At 67.6% G+C, this 15688-nt stretch carries 14 protein-coding genes; 8 read left to right on the plus strand and 6 right to left on the minus strand.

The window, feature by feature from the left end; translation table 11 throughout:
- Nucleotides 1-350 (plus strand): hypothetical protein (locus IF29_RS47010; protein WP_030260357.1); only part of this gene is annotated, 350 nt, incomplete at its 5' end.
- A 7-nt stretch (nt 351-357) separates the two neighbouring features.
- On the opposite strand, the gene IF29_RS47945 is transcribed toward IF29_RS47010, so the two are convergent.
- Entirely contained in the window at nt 358-2175 is a 1818-nt protein-coding gene (locus IF29_RS47945; protein ID WP_051726085.1) for a cellulose binding domain-containing protein, read from the minus strand.
- Nucleotides 2176-2455: 280 nt separating this feature from the next.
- On the minus strand, nt 2456-3910 hold the full coding sequence (locus tag IF29_RS0127580) for a WGR domain-containing protein (protein WP_030260362.1): 1455 nt from the start codon (nt 3908-3910) through the stop codon (nt 2456-2458).
- Between the two features lie 204 nt (nt 3911-4114).
- On the opposite strand from IF29_RS0127580, the gene IF29_RS0127585 reads away from it, so the two are divergent.
- Complete coding sequence (locus tag IF29_RS0127585; protein ID WP_232242518.1) at nt 4115-4663, plus strand: DinB family protein; 549 nt, start codon at nt 4115-4117, stop codon at nt 4661-4663.
- A 25-nt stretch (nt 4664-4688) separates the two neighbouring features.
- Here the strand turns inward: IF29_RS0127585 and IF29_RS42400 are convergent, their stop codons facing one another.
- Nucleotides 4689-6767, minus strand: coding sequence for a TolB family protein (locus tag IF29_RS42400; protein WP_198037575.1), 2079 nt, complete (start codon nt 6765-6767; stop codon nt 4689-4691).
- Nucleotides 6768-7019: 252 nt separating this feature from the next.
- Here IF29_RS42400 and IF29_RS43895 point away from each other — a divergent pair, with 252 nt between their 5' ends.
- From IF29_RS43895 to IF29_RS43900, 5 genes are all read left to right on the plus strand, one after another.
- Nucleotides 7020-7403 carry a hypothetical protein gene (locus tag IF29_RS43895; RefSeq protein WP_051726086.1) on the plus strand — a complete coding sequence of 128 codons (384 nt, stop codon included), beginning with the start codon at nt 7020-7022 and terminating at the stop codon, nt 7401-7403.
- A 442-nt stretch (nt 7404-7845) separates the two neighbouring features.
- Nucleotides 7846-9366: an HNH endonuclease signature motif containing protein gene (locus tag IF29_RS42410; RefSeq protein WP_157623957.1), complete on the plus strand. Its 1521-nt coding sequence runs from the start codon at nt 7846-7848 to the stop codon at nt 9364-9366.
- Between the two features lie 116 nt (nt 9367-9482).
- Nucleotides 9483-10160: a DUF6879 family protein gene (locus IF29_RS0127605; protein ID WP_232242520.1), complete on the plus strand. Its 678-nt coding sequence runs from the start codon at nt 9483-9485 to the stop codon at nt 10158-10160.
- A gap of 83 nt (nt 10161-10243) precedes the next feature.
- Nucleotides 10244-10438 carry a hypothetical protein gene (locus IF29_RS0127610; RefSeq protein WP_030260372.1) on the plus strand — a complete coding sequence of 65 codons (195 nt, stop codon included), beginning with the start codon at nt 10244-10246 and terminating at the stop codon, nt 10436-10438.
- A 105-nt stretch (nt 10439-10543) separates the two neighbouring features.
- Nucleotides 10544-11656, plus strand: coding sequence for a HesA/MoeB/ThiF family protein (locus IF29_RS43900; protein ID WP_051726088.1), 1113 nt, complete (start codon nt 10544-10546; stop codon nt 11654-11656).
- Between the two features lie 122 nt (nt 11657-11778).
- Here the strand turns inward: IF29_RS43900 and IF29_RS0127620 are convergent, their stop codons facing one another.
- Nucleotides 11779-12636: an ATP-grasp domain-containing protein gene (locus IF29_RS0127620; protein WP_063757623.1), complete on the minus strand. Its 858-nt coding sequence runs from the start codon at nt 12634-12636 to the stop codon at nt 11779-11781.
- Nucleotides 12637-12689: 53 nt separating this feature from the next.
- Nucleotides 12690-13052 carry a hypothetical protein gene (locus IF29_RS0127625; protein ID WP_030260380.1) on the minus strand — a complete coding sequence of 121 codons (363 nt, stop codon included), beginning with the start codon at nt 13050-13052 and terminating at the stop codon, nt 12690-12692.
- Nucleotides 13053-13408: 356 nt separating this feature from the next.
- On the opposite strand from IF29_RS0127625, the gene IF29_RS48820 reads away from it, so the two are divergent.
- Nucleotides 13409-15070 (plus strand): DUF4419 domain-containing protein, encoded by a 1662-nt coding sequence (locus IF29_RS48820; RefSeq protein ID WP_198037576.1) that lies wholly within the window; start codon nt 13409-13411, stop codon nt 15068-15070.
- Between the two features lie 46 nt (nt 15071-15116).
- On the opposite strand, the gene IF29_RS0127640 is transcribed toward IF29_RS48820, so the two are convergent.
- On the minus strand, nt 15117-15569 hold the full coding sequence (locus IF29_RS0127640) for a hypothetical protein (protein WP_030260382.1): 453 nt from the start codon (nt 15567-15569) through the stop codon (nt 15117-15119).
- Between the last annotated feature and the right edge of the window lie 119 nt (nt 15570-15688).

The following is a 15688-nucleotide window of genomic DNA, read 5'->3' on the forward strand; positions in this document are numbered from 1 at the left end:
GCCCCAGCCCCACGCCCACGCCCCCGCCGACCACCGCGGCGCCGTCCTCGGCCAAGCCGACCCCGGGCCCCGGCGCCACGGTCAGGGCCTACTACGCCGCGATCAACGCCCACGACTACCGCACGGCGTGGAACCTGGGCGGCAAGAACCTCGGCGGCAGCTACTCCTCCTTCGCCAACGGCTTCGCCACCACCAGCAACGACACCATCACCATCGACAGCGAGAGCGGCGACACTGCCGACGTCCACCTGCACGCCGTCCACAACGACGGCTCCACCGCCGACTACGCCGGCACCTACACGGTGCAGAACGGCGTCATCACCGCAGGCTCGCTCCAACAAACTGCCTGACCAGCCTTCACACAGTGCTGCAGGCAGTTCCGTTCACCGTGAAGGCCGTCGGTGCAGCATTGCTGCCGCTGTAGCCGAAGTTGGCACCGGCGGTGGCGCTGCCGCCGACCGCGAGCGATCCGTTCCAGCCGGCGTTGGCGATGGTGACGGCCCTGCCGCTCTGCGACCAGGTGCCGTTCCAGCCGGTGCCGCTCAGGGTCTGGTTGCCCGTGTAGGTGTAACTGACCTTCCATCCGTTGAGCACACTGGTACCGGTGTTGGTGACGGTGACCGAGGCGGTGAACCCACTGCCCCAGTCGTTGGTGGTGTACGCGACCTTGCAGGTGGCAGCGGTAGTGGCGGTGGCCGTTGCGGAAGCCTTGGCCGTCGCCGTGGGGGTCGCCGAGGCGGAGGCCGAGGCAGAGGCTGAGGCAGAGGCTGAGGCCGCGGTCCCGCTGGACGGGGCCAGCTTCAGCGTGGTGATCGAGTACGCCGGCAGCGTCTGCAGCGTTGCCGTCCCCTGGACGGCAGTCGTGAGCGCGGTGCCGTTCTTCAGGTAGGTGACGGTGGTGACGCCGCCCGAGGCCGGGGTGTAGCCGGTGTAGGCCAGTCCGACGGCGGCCGCGGTGTCCGGGGACTTGTTGATCAGCATGACGTTCAGCCCGCCGTCCGCGGCCTTCACCGCGTGCACCCCGACCAGGGTGCTGGTCGAACTCGCCTTGACCATGGTGTCACCCGGGGAGGCCAGCGCGGTCAGGGACTTCAGGCCGAAGTAGGTGGGGAAGGGCGTCTCGTGCGCGGGTTCGCAGACGCCTCCTGAGCCGCAGGAGCCGTTGGACAGGACGCCTTCGTCCTTGTAGTCGGTCTGACCGTCCACCGTGGTCACCGCACCGGCGCCGTTGTGCAGGTCCCACCAGTCGACGGCGTTGATCCCCTGCTCCAGCCAGGTCATGTAGGTGTCCGGCGCGAACAGCGCCGCAGCCTGGCTGGTGCGCGCCGGCGAGTTGAGCCCGTCGGTCTCGGTCACCGAGACCGCCACGCTCCTGCTGGTGTACTTGGCGATCAGGGCCTTGACGGTACTGGTGGCACCGGCGATGGCGGTCGGCGTCTGCAGCAGCGCGGCGGTACTGCTCGCGGTCGGGTACCAGTGCAGGGAGACGAAGTCGATGGAACCGCCGGCGATGGAGAGCACGGTGTTGTTCCAGTCGGCGCTGTCACCGGAGGCGACGATCCCGTCCGGCCAGTTGCCCGGAGTGGTCAGCACCGCCCCGATCTTGACGGTGGGATCCACCGCCTTCATGGCCTTGGCATAGGCGACCACGGCATTGGCGTAGGCGGTGGGGCTCTTGTCGGCATGGGTGTCGTTCTCCCAGGCGGAGCCGTAGTGCCCGTTGCCGTAGACCTCGTTCCCGATCTCCCAGTGCTTGACGCCGTAGCCCTTGGTGACATTGGCGTAGCTGACCCAGGCCGCCGCCTCCGCCGCGGTGCCGTCCCCGTAGTTCGCGATCACCATCGGATCGGCGCCTACGCTCTTCGCGGTGGCCATGAAGTGGTCGAAGTCGGTGTTGGGCGCGACATAGCCGCTGCCGTCGACGGTGTTGGTCTTCCAGTGGTACATGTCCGAGTAACTGCCGCCGGGGTAGCGCAGTTGGGTGACGCCGGCAGCCTTCATCAGGGTGGTGGCGCTGCTGTCGGTCAGGTACTGGTCGAACACGGCGGTGTTGAGGCCGAAGGCGGTGGCCGGGACAGTGCCCAACGAACTGCCGGCCGCCACCGTGACCGTCGCGGTCGTCGCAGCGCTGGCGTTCAGCGCGAGCGGGATCGCGGCCAGCCCGGAGGCCACCATCAGCCCGCCTACCCCCAGGGCTACCCGCCGATTGAGCCTGGAACGGCGGTGCACGGACCGACCGGAGCGGTACCTCCGGGTTTCGGTCGCGGTCTCGGTTTCGGTTTCACGGGAGGACAAGCGGAGTTCCTAAGCCTCGGGGCCCCGTCCCGTGGTGGAACGAGGCCGCGTCGCCTGCACCCGACAGAAGGATTCGGGTCGCCCGGCGCTGTCGACCTGTCAGTGGTCCGCAGCCCCGGAAAGGTTGCCCCGGACTCCGCCCGATCCAAAGCCCACCGGATCAGAGCAGACGCTTGATCTCCCCCCGGGTTCGGTAGAAGGAGCCCTGGACGGAGGCGCGTACCTCGGTGACCACGTACCTGGCACCCGGGACGCGGATGTCCTTGGGGAACTGCACCCGCCAGGTCGGGTCGAAGCCGGGCGAGACGACGCGTATCCGGGTCCGGCCACCCTCCTGGACGCACTCCACGACCACCCCGTCGGCCACCCCGGACGGGCCGGCCACCGTGGTCTCCAGCTCGGGTGAGGGCAGCACCCGCTCCCACCCGGTCGCCTTGATGTCCGTGGTCTGCGGGAGCCTGCCGCCCTCCGCCTCCCGTACCGCGTTCTCGCTGGCGTCGATGCAGGCCAGCGATCCGTCCGTGGTGACGATGTAGAGCCGACCGTCACGGAACTGCATCGAGTACGCGGAGCCGCAGCCGGTACCGAGCTTCCACAGGCGGGTGCCGTCCGCCGCGAAGCAGTAGACCGAGGAGTGGTTGTCCCCGGCGAAGACGTACTGCCCGTCCGGCGAGGTGGCGCAGGAGAAGACCGCGGCATCGCAGCGGTAGCGGGCACGTTCGCTGCCGTCCGCCTTGGCCAGCCGGTACACCCAGCCACGGCTGGTGCCGGCGAACACCTCGGTCGGCTCCTGCCAGCCGAAGAGCACCCCGCCCTCGGTCGCGACCTGCCACGCCTGGACGCCGTCCCGCGCACCGTACTTGGTCACCCCGTGCGAGTCCCCGTGGTAGACGCCCGAGTCGTCGCAGCGCACCATCCAGGCATGGCTGCCGCGTCCGCCGCGTCGCCACTGGAACTCGTCCTCGTGGTCGACCGTGGTGACCCCGCCCTGCCGGTCGGAGACCCCCAGCACCCCGTCGTGGATGTCCAGCCAGTAGATGTCGACGTCCTCGGCTATCTCGTAGGCCACATGCGGCACCTTGCCGCCCAGGTCGTAGACCCGACCGTCGTCACAGCCGGCATAGATCCAGAAGTCGTCGGCGACGATGCACTTGACGCCGTCCGGCAGCCCGAACCGCCCGGTCACCGCCCCGTCGTGGGTCAGCGTGAAGACGTCGCCGCGCTGGTTGCCGACCCAGGCGTGCTCCTCCCCCACGAAGACGCCGAAGGCCGGAGCGCCCGACGAGAACCGCCACAGCACCGGGGCCTGACGGGCCATCGACCGGCTGCTCACCATCTCGCGCCGGGTCACCGCCCGCCGCTGCCGAACCCCGCGCACGGCAGGCGCGTACCCCTTCCGCACCTTCTCGCCGACCTTGCGCGCAGCGGCGGCAGTCGCCTTGTCGACCGTGGCGTAGGAGGCCGAACGGGTCTGCCCCGGCTCGCCGATCCGACCGAAGGAGATCGTCACGTCCAGGCCCGACTGCCGCACCTCGTAGAACTTGTGCGCTCCTCCCCCATCCTCGGAAAGCTCCAGGTAGGTGGTCGACTCGGTGGAATCAACGGCAGCGGTCATGGCTGACCCTCCTTCGGTGGCAGGCGCGGGGAGCAGGCACAGGAAGCAGACACAGGATCGGTCCGGGTACGGCGCCCGTCCGCCTCGCTGCTGTTGCCAGAACCCTAGAACCCGGCACTGACAATCCGGCCGCAGCAGGTCGGCAGCCATGACCGACCTCCTGCATATGATGCAAGCCGGCAACCCGGAGAGAGGATCGACGCCATGGACGACACCGTGAACGACATCGTGGTGGAGAAGGCCGTTCGGCCCGAACGCGTGCTGTCAGGCCCCTGGTTGGACGTGATCGCCTCGAACCTCGACTACCACCGGGCGACCTTCCTCTGGAAGTGCCAGGGCCTCTCCGACGCCCAGTTGCGGCAACGTGCCGTCCCGACGTCGACACTGACCCTGCTGGGCCTGATGCGCCATCTGCAGGGGGTCGAACGCGCCTGGTTCCAGCGGGCCCTGGCCGGCACGACGCCGCACTTCTTCCCCTACCGCACCTACCTCACCCCCGAGGGCGAGGAGTGGTACGACGAATCCGACCCCACCCCGGCCACCGAGGTCTACGCGGACTACCTGAAGGCCTGCGACGAGTCCCGCCAGTTCTTCACGGACGTGACCGCCGACCCCGGGCGCATCGTGCCCAACCCGGAGTTCGGCGACACCGACGTCCGCTTCGTCCTGGCGCACGTGATCGAGGAGTACGCCCGCCACACCGGCCACGCAGACCTCCTCCGCGAAGCCCTGGACGGCACCACCGGGGAGTAGCGCCGGGGGCCGTTCAAAGGGCCGTTCAGGCGTGGTAGTAACCCAGCAGGTCCACGATCACATCGACCGTGCCGCTACCGGTGTTGGTGAAGGTCACGTATCCACCGACGACTCGGACGGTCACCAGGTTCGGGATCGTCTCGCCTGCGGTCCAGTCGAGATTCGACGTGTTGGGCTGGGCCACTCCGTAGGGGAAGACAGTCAGGTACCCGCCACTACGGGTGTCGGTCACCGTCACGTTGAGCACGACCGCCGTGGCGCCGCTGGGCACCAAGCCGATCTCCGTGTCCAGCACCACCTTCCCGTGCGCCGCGACCGCGGTCTGCGTCTGCCGGGTGTCGAGCAAGCGGACCGGGCCGATGGCGTGGAACGCCGAGGCGGCTGGGCTGGAGCTGTAGTACCCGTAAAGGTCGGCCACGATGTGGACGCTGCCGGGGCTGCCGTTGTAGAGGTCGACCTCGCCGTCGGCTCCGACCGGGACTGTCACGTGATTGGCGATGGTCTCGCCGGTGCTCCAGTTCAGCGCGGATGCCGTCGGCAGCTTGCCTCCGTCCGGGTAGACGGAAAGGAAGCCCCCGCTCCGCGGTGCTGTGACCGTGAGGTTCAGCACCACCGCGGTGGCACCGCTGGACGGCACCGTGCCCTTACCCGCGACCTGCAGCCGGACCGTTCCGTGCGGGGCGACCGCAGTCCTGCCGCTCACGCCGACGGCGATCCGGGTGTCGAGGAGCCGCACCGGGTTCGTCGCCGTGTAGGTGCCTCCGGTCGTGTCGGCAGTGAAATACCCGGACACGTCGGCGACGACATGGGTCGTGCCGATGCTTCCGTTGTAGAAGTCGATCCCACCGTTCGGCGCAGTCGGCACGACCACCTGGTTCGGAATCGTCTCACCGGCGGTCCAGTTGAGGCTCGATGACGTCGGCCGGCTCATGTTGCCCGGATACACGCTGAGAAAGCCCGCTGCCTTGGGCTGCGTGACCGTGACGTTCAGGACGACGGCAGTCGCGGTCGCGGGCACCGGCAGTGCCGACGGCAGGAGGCCATAGGTGGCCTTGGCAGCCAGCGGGGACCGCGGCTTGCCGGTACCTATACCGGCGCGGGTGTCCAGGACCCGGGTGGGGTTGAGCGGGTGGAAGGTCGAAGCCGCACCAGGAGTGTCCGCCGGTGACGGCGGGAAGGGGGCCGGGACGGTCGCTCCGACAGGCTGCTGGACCACGTCGAAGAGCCCGTTCGGGACGACCGAGTCCGCCCCGGTGGCCAGGACCAGATGGTGTCCGATCGGCACCGTAGCCACTGTCTGGGCTCCGAGGTTGTAGTCGAGCCCGAGCCCGTCCGGAGTCCACTTCGGGACCTCGTGGTCAGCAGCGCCCGAGGTCAGCTGTACTGCGACGCCCCCGCCCGTAGCGGACTGGGAGAAGACCTGGTCGTAGCCGCTGACCTTGCGGACGAAGAGCAGCGTCGATCCGTCGGGCGATATGTCCGGCTGGCCCGCGTCGGCGATGAGCGGACCGGGTGTGTGGGTGCCGTGGTCGGTCCAGATGGCGCTGGCCGTCCGACTGCCGTGCTGGAAGTACACCGTTCCCGTAGTGGCAGACACCGTGGGCAGGCTGTCGTCCGCCCCGGTGGTGGCCCCGAACCAAGGGGTCACATTCTCAATCCCGTGCTCGGCATCCAGATTCCAGGATGCCGGTGTGGAGCACAGGTACTGACCCTGTGTCGGCACCCCGCAACCGAAGATGATCGCGGTGCCGTCCCGGGAGTAAACAGGTCCGGCGGCCATGTCCTCGGAGACGCCGTGCCGGTCCGTGCCGTCGGGGTGGCTGGCCTCGATCCCCCCGGATGCGAATTGGTAGGCGATCCACTGGCCGTCAGGAGACCACGCCGGAACCTCGCCCTGATTTCCCTCGGTACCTGCGGATGTCGCCTGGTAGAGGTCGGTTCCGTCCGGGTTCTCGGTGGCAGTGGTCTGCGTATCCGAAGCAGCAGAGACCGCACCGGCCAGCAGCCCAGGGGTTCCCGGCGAAGCGGCCCGCGCTGCCGGCACCACGACGAACGAGGCCAGACCGACCGCAGCCGCAATGAGCGGTATGAACGGAGCCCGCATGAAACGCACCCTTCGGCGCATGCGCATCCACTTCCAAATAGGTGGGAGAGCGTCAGGAACACCTGATGTCGGAGCGGGACGGTAGCCGCTCTTCCGGCGTCCGACACCGGTGCCGCAGCGGATCTTAGCGGTACCTGTGAGCATCGACGGAAGCAGTCCCGCACTGCGCGCCCCGCCCCCGCACACGCCGGGCCACCCCCACCGGCGAACTGGGAACCGTGGGGCCGATCCGTGGCCGTGCATGATGAGGCCATGACCCCGATCCCGATCACCCCGCGCCCGCTGAACGTCTCGGAACGTGCCGTGCTGGAACTCATCCTGTCCGTCGACTTCGACGGCGCATCCGCGCTACGTGCCCAACTCGACCACGTCGAGGTCGTGGCCATCTGGGTGGCCGGGTCACCCAGCATCGACCTGCGCGTCCGCGAGCCGGTATTGCGGGCATCGCTCCCTGCCCGACTGGTACCCGTCGACGCCCAAGTCCTGGACCCGTCCGGGGAGTACATCGGCGAACTGCTGGTGTGGGTCGATGACGGCGCCGTCCTGTCCGGCCTCGAGTACGCCTGGGTCACCGACGAGCCACCACTGCACCTGCCCGCCATCGAGGACATCCACGTCACGGCGGACCAACCGTGACACTGACCGGAAGGGGATCCCGACGCATCGTCGTGGACGACGTCGCCTACCGGTGGCGGGTGCGCAGGAGGCCCACCTACAGCCAGAGCAACGGCTGGGGACAGCAGAGCTACGCAGTCGAGCACGAGACAAACCCTGGAACCACGCTCGTCGTGGAAACAGGACGGGCCCACCCCGGCAACTGGTTCAACCTGACGTCCGCTCCCATCAGACCCGCCCAAGTGGCGGGGAACATCCGCCAAGCCCTCGCCCAGGGCTGGAAGCCAGAGGCTCCCGGTTCCCCCTTCTTCCTCCACCCGCATGCCGACACACCCTAACTGGGGGCGCGCAGGAGTTCGATTCGCACCTGTTCATGCAGCTCAGAGGCTCTTTCAGTAAGAGTTTTGACGGTGGGTCACGATAGAATCAGGGGTGTACGGAGTACCTGGAGGGGGTGGTTGTGGTGGGCTGGTTGGAGGACGGGGATGCGCGGGCGGCGGGGTTGGCGCGGGCGGTGCCGGGGGCGGTGAGTGTGGCCGGGATCGCCGATCTGGAGGGCGCGGCACTCTCGGCGGCGGGGCGGATCGATGCGCTGGTGGCGGTGGCGCGGGCGCGGTGCTGGCTGGAGGCGGTGCAGATCGCCATGCTGGCCGGACTGCAGGAGCAGCCGCTGACCTGCATCCCCGGGCATCCGGATGCGTTGGGGGATTTCCTGGAGACGCAGGAGCAGGTGGCCTGTGCGCTGCGGATCTCCCCGGACACCGCCCGGGGGCGGCTGGTCGAGGCCCAGCAGCTCACCGCCCGCTTCCCGGCCGCGCTGGGGCTGCTGGCGGGCGGACAGGTGCAGATCATGCACCTCAAGGCCCTGCTGGAACACACCGCCGCCCTCGACGACGAGACCGCCACGCGCGTGGAGGCCCTGGTCCTGCCCAAGCTCCCGACCCAGACGGTGGGCGCGGCCCGTAAGGCCATCAGCCGCGCGGTGATCAAAGCCGACCCGGCCGGCGCCGAGCAGCGCCACACCCGCGCCAAGGAGGACCGGCGCACCACCCTTCAGGCGTACCCCGAGGGCATGGCCTGGTACGGCGCCCTGCTGACGGCAGGCGACGCCGCCCTGGTCGACGCCGCCGTCACCGCCCACGCCCACACCCTCGATGCGGACGGCCGCACCCTGCCCCAACGCTGCGCCGACGCCCTGGTCGAACTTGTCTCCAAAACGGGGACAACCTCAACCGCCCCTGCCCCGACCATCATCGTGACCATCCCCTACGACACCCTGATCGGCACCGCCGAAGAACCCGCCGACCTCCAGGGCCACGGCCCCATCACCCCGACCCAGGCCCGCACCCTCGCCACCCGCCCCGGCAGCATCTGGCGCCGCCTACTCACCCACCCCACCACCGGACAGATCCTCAAAACCGACCCCACCACCTACCGCCCCACCGCCGAGGTCACCCGCCACGTGATCGCCCGCGACCCCCACTGCCGCTTCCCCGGCTGCACCCGCCCCTCCCGACGCTGCGACCTGGACCACGCAGTCCCCTTCAACCACACCAAGCCGCACAGCGGCGGGCTGACCACGCCCGACAACCTCATCCCCCTCTGCCGCCGACACCACCTCACCGCGCCAGCTGGCACATCGGCTACCAGCCCGACACCGGCAACGTCACCTGGACCGCCCCCACCGGCCACTCCTACACCGACCAACCCGCGCACCCCACCCAGGCATGACGTCCTGGTCCGACGATCGCCTCGTCAGGTGCGGGGTCGAGGGCAGGTCGGCGGAACATTCCACGACAGTCAAATTCACACCGCGAGGCTGTCACCGTGCCGAGTCGCTTCCCAGCTCCATAGGACATCGGCCTGCCCTACGGTAACTCAGTCCGTGTACTTCTCACTGTCTGTTCGCATGCCTCTGACATCTACTTCGGCAAATCACCCATCAGCCGTCAGAATCGACGAACCGGCTCATCTCGGTACCTGACGTTACGTCAAGTTCCGAAATTCCCAGCCTCCTTGACTCGACCCTGCCAAGGGGTGCAGGCTGTGATGGCAATCTCAAGGGGGTTACCTATGAAGGGATCTCCCTACACGAATGGGGTGAGCAAGCGCCGAGTAGGGCCACCGGCCACCCTCCCGGTCCAGCGGAGCGAAAGGCGGCCGTCTCCCATGCGTGAAATCCTCGGACGAACCCTGGGCATACACCTCGACGGCCCGTCGTACCTCGCCGACTTCAACGAGAGGTTCTGGCGAATCGACCACGAGGGATTCTGGAAACTGGAACGTCTTCAGAACTATCAGGAACCCGGATTCGCGAGCTGGGAGGCGTTCCGCAGCGGCGACTGGGACGGCGCCCTGAGGTTGATCGACGAGCTGCGCCCCGAGTTCGAGCGGCATCTCACCAGGATCCGCGAGGCCGGTTTCGGCCACCACCGTGTACGCGTGGTCGAAGAGCCGATCACCCCCTATGTGCAGTGGGAACTTCACGTCCTGCAGGCCAAGGACCAGTGCGGCGAGGACGTGGCCGTGGTCACCGGCGATCAGATCCGGGCCTTCGAGGAATCGGGCTTGCAACCTGATCTGGTCGTGCTCGGCAGCGACGCGGCGTACGACGTCCACTACACCCGGGACGGGACCCCCGAGGGTGCCACTCTCTTCACCGCCCCAGCTGCGGTCGAGGGAGCCCGTGCGTTCATCCGGCAGCTGCACCAGTCCGGCGAAAAGCTGGAGACGTACTTCCCCAGGAGAGTCGCCGGCCTGGATGCTCCGCGAATGTAGGCGAAGTCTTCAGACCGGTCGTACCAATTGTTGAGCCGACCAGTCCGGTCAAGGTCGCCGGGAAACAATGGAGAGGAAGAGATATGGAGCGTTCGGTCAAGAGCATGGGTGTGGCGGCAGTCGCCGTGGCCATCCTGGCAGGAGGCGCGGGCTCCGCCTTCGCGAGCACAGCGAAGCCTGACGTCTTCTGTGCTGCAGGCAAGGCGTCGCTGGTGAAGATCAGCGACCAGGCACTCGACGTGGGTACGGTCAGCTGCAGTCAGGGTGACAGCAACTGACATTGCCTGCAACGGAATCCGCTGCAGCGAGACTTCGGTGGGAGCGGCTCCCGGGAGCCGCTCCCACTTCCCGCGCACACCTTTCGAGAGGAAGTTCACCGCCTTATGGACGAGGTCGACATACTGTCCTGGCGCCCTCGGCTCAGGGACAGCCTGGTGGTCGAGCAGGACGGAGGGGAACTTTCCTTCATCTCAACCTCTGACCGCCGTGTCCAACGTTTTTCCGCGTCCGAGACTGTTTTCCGGATGATCCCGCTTCTGGACGGGCGGCACACCGTATCCGAACTCCTCGCGTGCCTGTGCGCCGACTCGGAAGAGCTGGCTCATGATGTGTGCAGCGCCTTGGTCACCCTGCGCGAAGAGCGGCTTCTGAGCAAGGTCGCCGGATCGGTCGACGCGAATGCGACAGTCACTCCTGATCATCTTTCCCGGTACGACCGGCAGATCCGGCTCTTCCAAGACTTCTGCGACTCGGATCTCCTGGACTACGAAGAGGGCTTGGCTGCTCAACGGCGCCTCACCTCGGCCAGGGTGCTGGTGTGCGGGATCGGGGGTCTGGGCAGCGTTGTGGCCTCGTCACTCGCCGCCTCGGGTGTGGGCACCGTCATCCTCTGCGACGACGACGTCGTCGAGGAGAGCAACCTCACCCGTCAACTCATGTACTCGGTCGACGACATAGGCAGCGGCAAGGCCGATGCCCTGGCGGCCCGCCTGTCGCGGATCAACCCGTACGTCTCCGTCGTGCCCGAGAAGCGCAAGGTGGAATTCGCGTCCGACATCACCGACCTGGTCGCGGCAGCTGATCTCGTGATCAGCTGTGCAGACCAGCCGAGCGTCACCGAAATGGCGGAGATCATGACGGAGGCATGCTGGCCCCGCACTCCGCACATCATCGGGGGCGGTTATTCCTACCACGTAGGGATAGTGGGCCTCCTGGTCATTCCCGGCGTCACCGCCTGCTGGCACTGCTTGCGCACAGAGGTTGCACACGAGCACGGACGCGACCGAGCCGTTCCACTCATCCCGAAAAGCCGACACGCGGGAATCCTTGGCGCCCAGTCCGGAATCATCGGCAATATGATTTCCTGGGAGGCCATTAGATTCCTGATCGGAATGGGAACTGCGATCTGCAACCGATGGCTGGAGCTCAACTACGGACCCATGTCCTTCAGTGAGCGCATTGTCCCGCGTCGGCCCGACTGCCCGTGGTGCGCTTGACCTCGCCCCCGAACAGAAGCGCCGGTCACCCCACCAAGCCCTCACCTCAACCCCGCACCAGACCCGACAAAGCTACTTGAAACTGGTGCGCCGCCAGGGACTCGAACCCCGGACCCGCTGATTTAGAGCTGGTTTGCAGAAGGTGCTAATTGGGCCAGGAGTCGCCTCCCAGTGCCGTTGAATGCCTTCCGTGCAGGACAGACGACCGTCTCAGGCCCAGACGGTGGCGATGACGACCCCCTGACGAACCGCCGATCGGAGGCAGCGACCACGCTCTGCGGTCCGGAAGCGCGCAGAACCACATCCAGGACCGCGTCAGGAATGCCTGCGTAACTGTGGGCGAACCATGGCATGTTGGCCTCGACGACCGCCCACCGCTCGCGTCCGGAGTCGGGGTCTTGGATAAGGCCGACGTCGACGGCCACCGCGCTGGGCAGCGAGTCGCGTCCGGCTTCCATCAACTCCCGCGCGAAGGCCCGAACCTCGCTCTCATTCCGGTCGCCGTCCAGTGGGGCGGTGTCAAGGTGCCCGTAGCGGGCGTAGCGGCTGCCAGTGACGATCTGCCCGTCGAGCACGAACAGCCGGTACTCGGCAGAGAAGGTCACTACGTCCGAGACGAGGACCGCAGTGTCGGGGCCGATGCGCTCACCCTCCCGAGGCAGGCGGTTCCCATCGGCGTACACCGCAGCGGGGAACTGCTTGTCGCTGGGCGGCTTCACGAAGACCGGACGAGTCACCGCCCATGCCTGCGAAAGCGTGGTCAGCTCGATGCGGCGACCGGTGAACTCCTGGGACAGTCCGACGAGCCAGTCGTCGCCCGGCTCCAGCAACGCCAAGCCGAGACGGCCGATGATCCGGTCTGCTGCGAGCGGTCCGCCGTACCAATGCACATGACGACCCGCCATCGTCTCGACGACCCCAGGGCTGTCCAGCACTACGACGTCCAAGCACCGCCGCGCAGCCGCCTGTGCCAGCAGCATGGACGTGCTGCTCCGCTGCAGCGCAAGCAGTAGTGCTGGCGTAGCGTCCACGCTCACAGCTGCGGTCGAAACTCGTGGACGACCTCGATCAGACCCACGATGTGCCGGTTGAACTGATCCAATTCCTCGGCCGGAATCCACAGTTCCGTGATCGTCTGCCCGCCGGCCTGCTGGACCGGGTAGCGCTCGAGGAACCCGGAGTCCACCTCGAAGCGGGTCACATAGCCGACGCCGGAGGCAGGCACGTTCCAGTCCCGGGCAATCCGGATCGCGTAATCCTCGTTCATGACCGGATAGAAGATCGGCTGCTCAGGCAACCGCGGCGGCCAAGCACACCAACCAGACGCTTCGACCAGGGCAAGTTCCTCGGGGCCGGTCGGACGCCACAACGTCGTCGTGGTCACTGTCCCAGTCATCGCACTCTCCGCGCTTCCCACACATTCAAGTCGGTCGGCTGCTCACCGTAATCCGCATGCAGGGCCTACGGCCAGCGGATATCCCCGTGCTCGCTGGCAGCGCGGCCCGCAACCTTGCGGATCACAGACTCGGGAAGCTCCACAGCAACCGAAACCGCATGGAGCGTCGCGCGCCCCACCCGGTGAACTTCGCCAGCACGGCCTCCGGCGGCCGTACTGGGATGTGCCGGGTCGCTGACGCACGGGGGCACAACTCGGTGTGCTGTTTGATCTGCTGGCACCCACGGCGCCTTTCCACGCATGACCAGCCGGTTTCTCCCGTGACTTTCCACTCGCATGAGCTCTAGCTTGTCGGGATGACTGGAATGCTGCCGTCGTTCAGCTACGTCGGGCCGCCGGACCTGGCGGCGGAGGCCGCGAACGCCGGGGCCACTGGGTGTTGCATCCGAACCCCTGACGACCTGGACCGTTGGGCGGCGACGCTGAGCCCAGCCGAGTTGGACGAGCCGTTCACCTACGTCGTGGCCCTGGCGGGCACGCTGCGACTGGCGCCGCGCCGTAGTGAGCATGTGGCATGCGCCCGCGGTGCGGACGTTCTGGCGGCCGGAGAGATCGCTCTCGCCCGCCGAACAGGTGGCGGCTGGGTGGTGAGTGAGGCCAGCAACCAGTCGACCGGGTACTGTCCGGACCTCAATTCCTGGCCCGCCCTGGCGATTGCCTTGGACCGGATCGGGATCGCGCGACCCGACAGCTTCACGCACGCATTCATCTTTCGCCGCTGCCCGGAATGCGGGCAGGACAACGTGGTCAAGGACGAGGATTTCAGCTGCGCCGTCTGCGGCGGAATGCTGCCGAAGCAGTGGAACCTCGACCCGACCAACGCCACCGCGCTCCGCCCAGTAGCAGCGGTCATCAACCTCCCCGTACCCGATGACGAGAGCGCCGGACAGCTTGCCCAATCCTTGAGGTCCGTGGACAACGAACCCTTCCTGCAAGCGGTTTCGGGACGTCGGATGCGATTGCACCACCGCAGCATCGCCACACTGGTGTCCGGCCCCGACCAAGGCCCGTTCGCACCCGCGAGCGAGCCGACCTGGAGCCTGATGCTTCGCGCCGTCCACCTCAGCTTCGCCGCTCACCTTCCGCTGAGCCTCTCGCCCGACGTGGTGTGGTTCACGGTGATACACGAAGTCGCCGTGCACGTGCAGCTCAACGCCGACCACTACGCCGGCGTCTTCACCGACACGCCCGGCCGCCGCCAGACCATCCAGATCCACGACGACAGCCTGCTTGCCCCGGAGCCGGACTGGAGCCGGTCCATCCATCTAGTCCTCGAACCGCTCCGCGAGAAGCTGGGCGCCGAGGTCACCGACCTGTTCCTGCCCCGCTTCAGTACCACCACCCCCGACGACGTCTCCTCCGCGCTCGTCGCGCTCATGTCCGTGGTCAGCCCCTACTACCGCTTCGCATGGCACTCCTCTTGCGGGATCCCGCGCATCCGCTTGGAAGGCACCGCCGACGACTGGAAGCTCCTGGTCCAGCAGGTCCGCGAGCTAGCGTCCTGGTTCGACGGACTGCGTCCGTGGTTCGACGCGCTCTGCCCGGTACTCGACGAGATCGCGACAACCGCCGCCGGAGGCACGGTCGACAAGGACTTCTGGAGCTCCCTCTACAAGTGGGACTCTCAGTCCGGCGGTGACTACGTGTCCGGCTGGATCACGGTTCTCTTCGCTCACACGCAGACCCCGGCAGGACCGCAGCCCAAGGAGTCCTTCCGCTGGCGCTGTGGCGAGCGCTACCTGGAGAACGCCTTCCCCTCCCACGTCGCCAAGGTTCCGTTCCACTGGACCCGCCCCGAGGAAGCACTCGAGATGCAGTTCATGTCCGGCATCCTCGGCATCGAGCGAGACGGCGACTACCTTCGCCCCCGTCTGGCCCACGCGGTCACCGAACTCCTTCCAGCAGGGGCTGCCCCGCCGACTGGCTCCTCCTCAAGGACTGGACGCACAGCCGACTAGCCAAAGCCGGCTACCAGGCCGCTGACAACGACGCGTGGTGGTCCGGTCAGCACCACATTGTCATGCCGGCGACACCGCGTCCGTGCTCGACGGCACGGCGCAGTACCCGCAGCGGGCCGTCCACCAGGTCATCGAGGTCGTGAGCGGCTCCGCCGGTCATCCCCTCAAGCCACTCCCGGACACGCGCCTCGACGCGGACCCGGCGTTCCGGAGAAAGGCCGAGCGTGGCTTCCGTGCCCGGAAGGGCAGCGCGGGCGCCGACGGCATCGAGCAGAAAGGCACCGCCCCTGCCGGGGAGCTGAGACGTTGCCTCGGGGCCCAGGGCATAGATGAGCGCAGCGAACGGGTCGCCTTTGCGTGTGGAGGCGCAGAAGAGGTCAGTACTTTCGTGTTGGGGGACGAGTTGCAGGAGCTGCTCCTCGATCGCTTCGTGCCGCTCGTCCGGCGGGCGCATCAAGTCGACGGCTTCCTGCAGTCGCAGCGCCTTTTCCGTGGGCACAGGCCCGTGCGGTCCCGGGACGAAGAACGGTTCCTGCTCGCCCCGATCTCTCCACCACGCCAGGTCCCCTCCGCGCTCAACACCATGGCTCCCGAAGGAATCAGCTCCTGGGCACTCCC

It is taken from the genome of Streptacidiphilus jeojiense (assembly GCF_000719095.1).
Lineage (GTDB): Bacteria > Actinomycetota > Actinomycetes > Streptomycetales > Streptomycetaceae > Streptacidiphilus > Streptacidiphilus jeojiensis.

Coding starts and splice junctions, on each gene's coding strand:
- IF29_RS47945 (WP_051726085.1), bottom strand. CDS start 2,175: ATGGTGGCCTCCGGGCTGGCCGCGATCCCGCTCGCGCTGAACGCCAGC.
- IF29_RS0127580 (WP_030260362.1), bottom strand. CDS start 3,910: ATGACCGCTGCCGTTGATTCCACCGAGTCGACCACCTACCTGGAGCTT.
- IF29_RS0127585 (WP_232242518.1), top strand. CDS start 4,115: ATGGACGACACCGTGAACGACATCGTGGTGGAGAAGGCCGTTCGGCCC.
- IF29_RS42400 (WP_198037575.1), bottom strand. CDS start 6,767: ATGCGGGCTCCGTTCATACCGCTCATTGCGGCTGCGGTCGGTCTGGCC.
- IF29_RS43895 (WP_051726086.1), top strand. CDS start 7,020: ATGACCCCGATCCCGATCACCCCGCGCCCGCTGAACGTCTCGGAACGT.
- IF29_RS0127610 (WP_030260372.1), top strand. CDS start 10,244: ATGGAGCGTTCGGTCAAGAGCATGGGTGTGGCGGCAGTCGCCGTGGCC.
- IF29_RS43900 (WP_051726088.1), top strand. CDS start 10,544: ATGGACGAGGTCGACATACTGTCCTGGCGCCCTCGGCTCAGGGACAGC.
- IF29_RS0127620 (WP_063757623.1), bottom strand. CDS start 12,636: ATGCTGCTGGCACAGGCGGCTGCGCGGCGGTGCTTGGACGTCGTAGTG.
- IF29_RS0127625 (WP_030260380.1), bottom strand. CDS start 13,052: ATGACTGGGACAGTGACCACGACGACGTTGTGGCGTCCGACCGGCCCC.
- IF29_RS48820 (WP_198037576.1), top strand. CDS start 13,409: ATGACTGGAATGCTGCCGTCGTTCAGCTACGTCGGGCCGCCGGACCTG.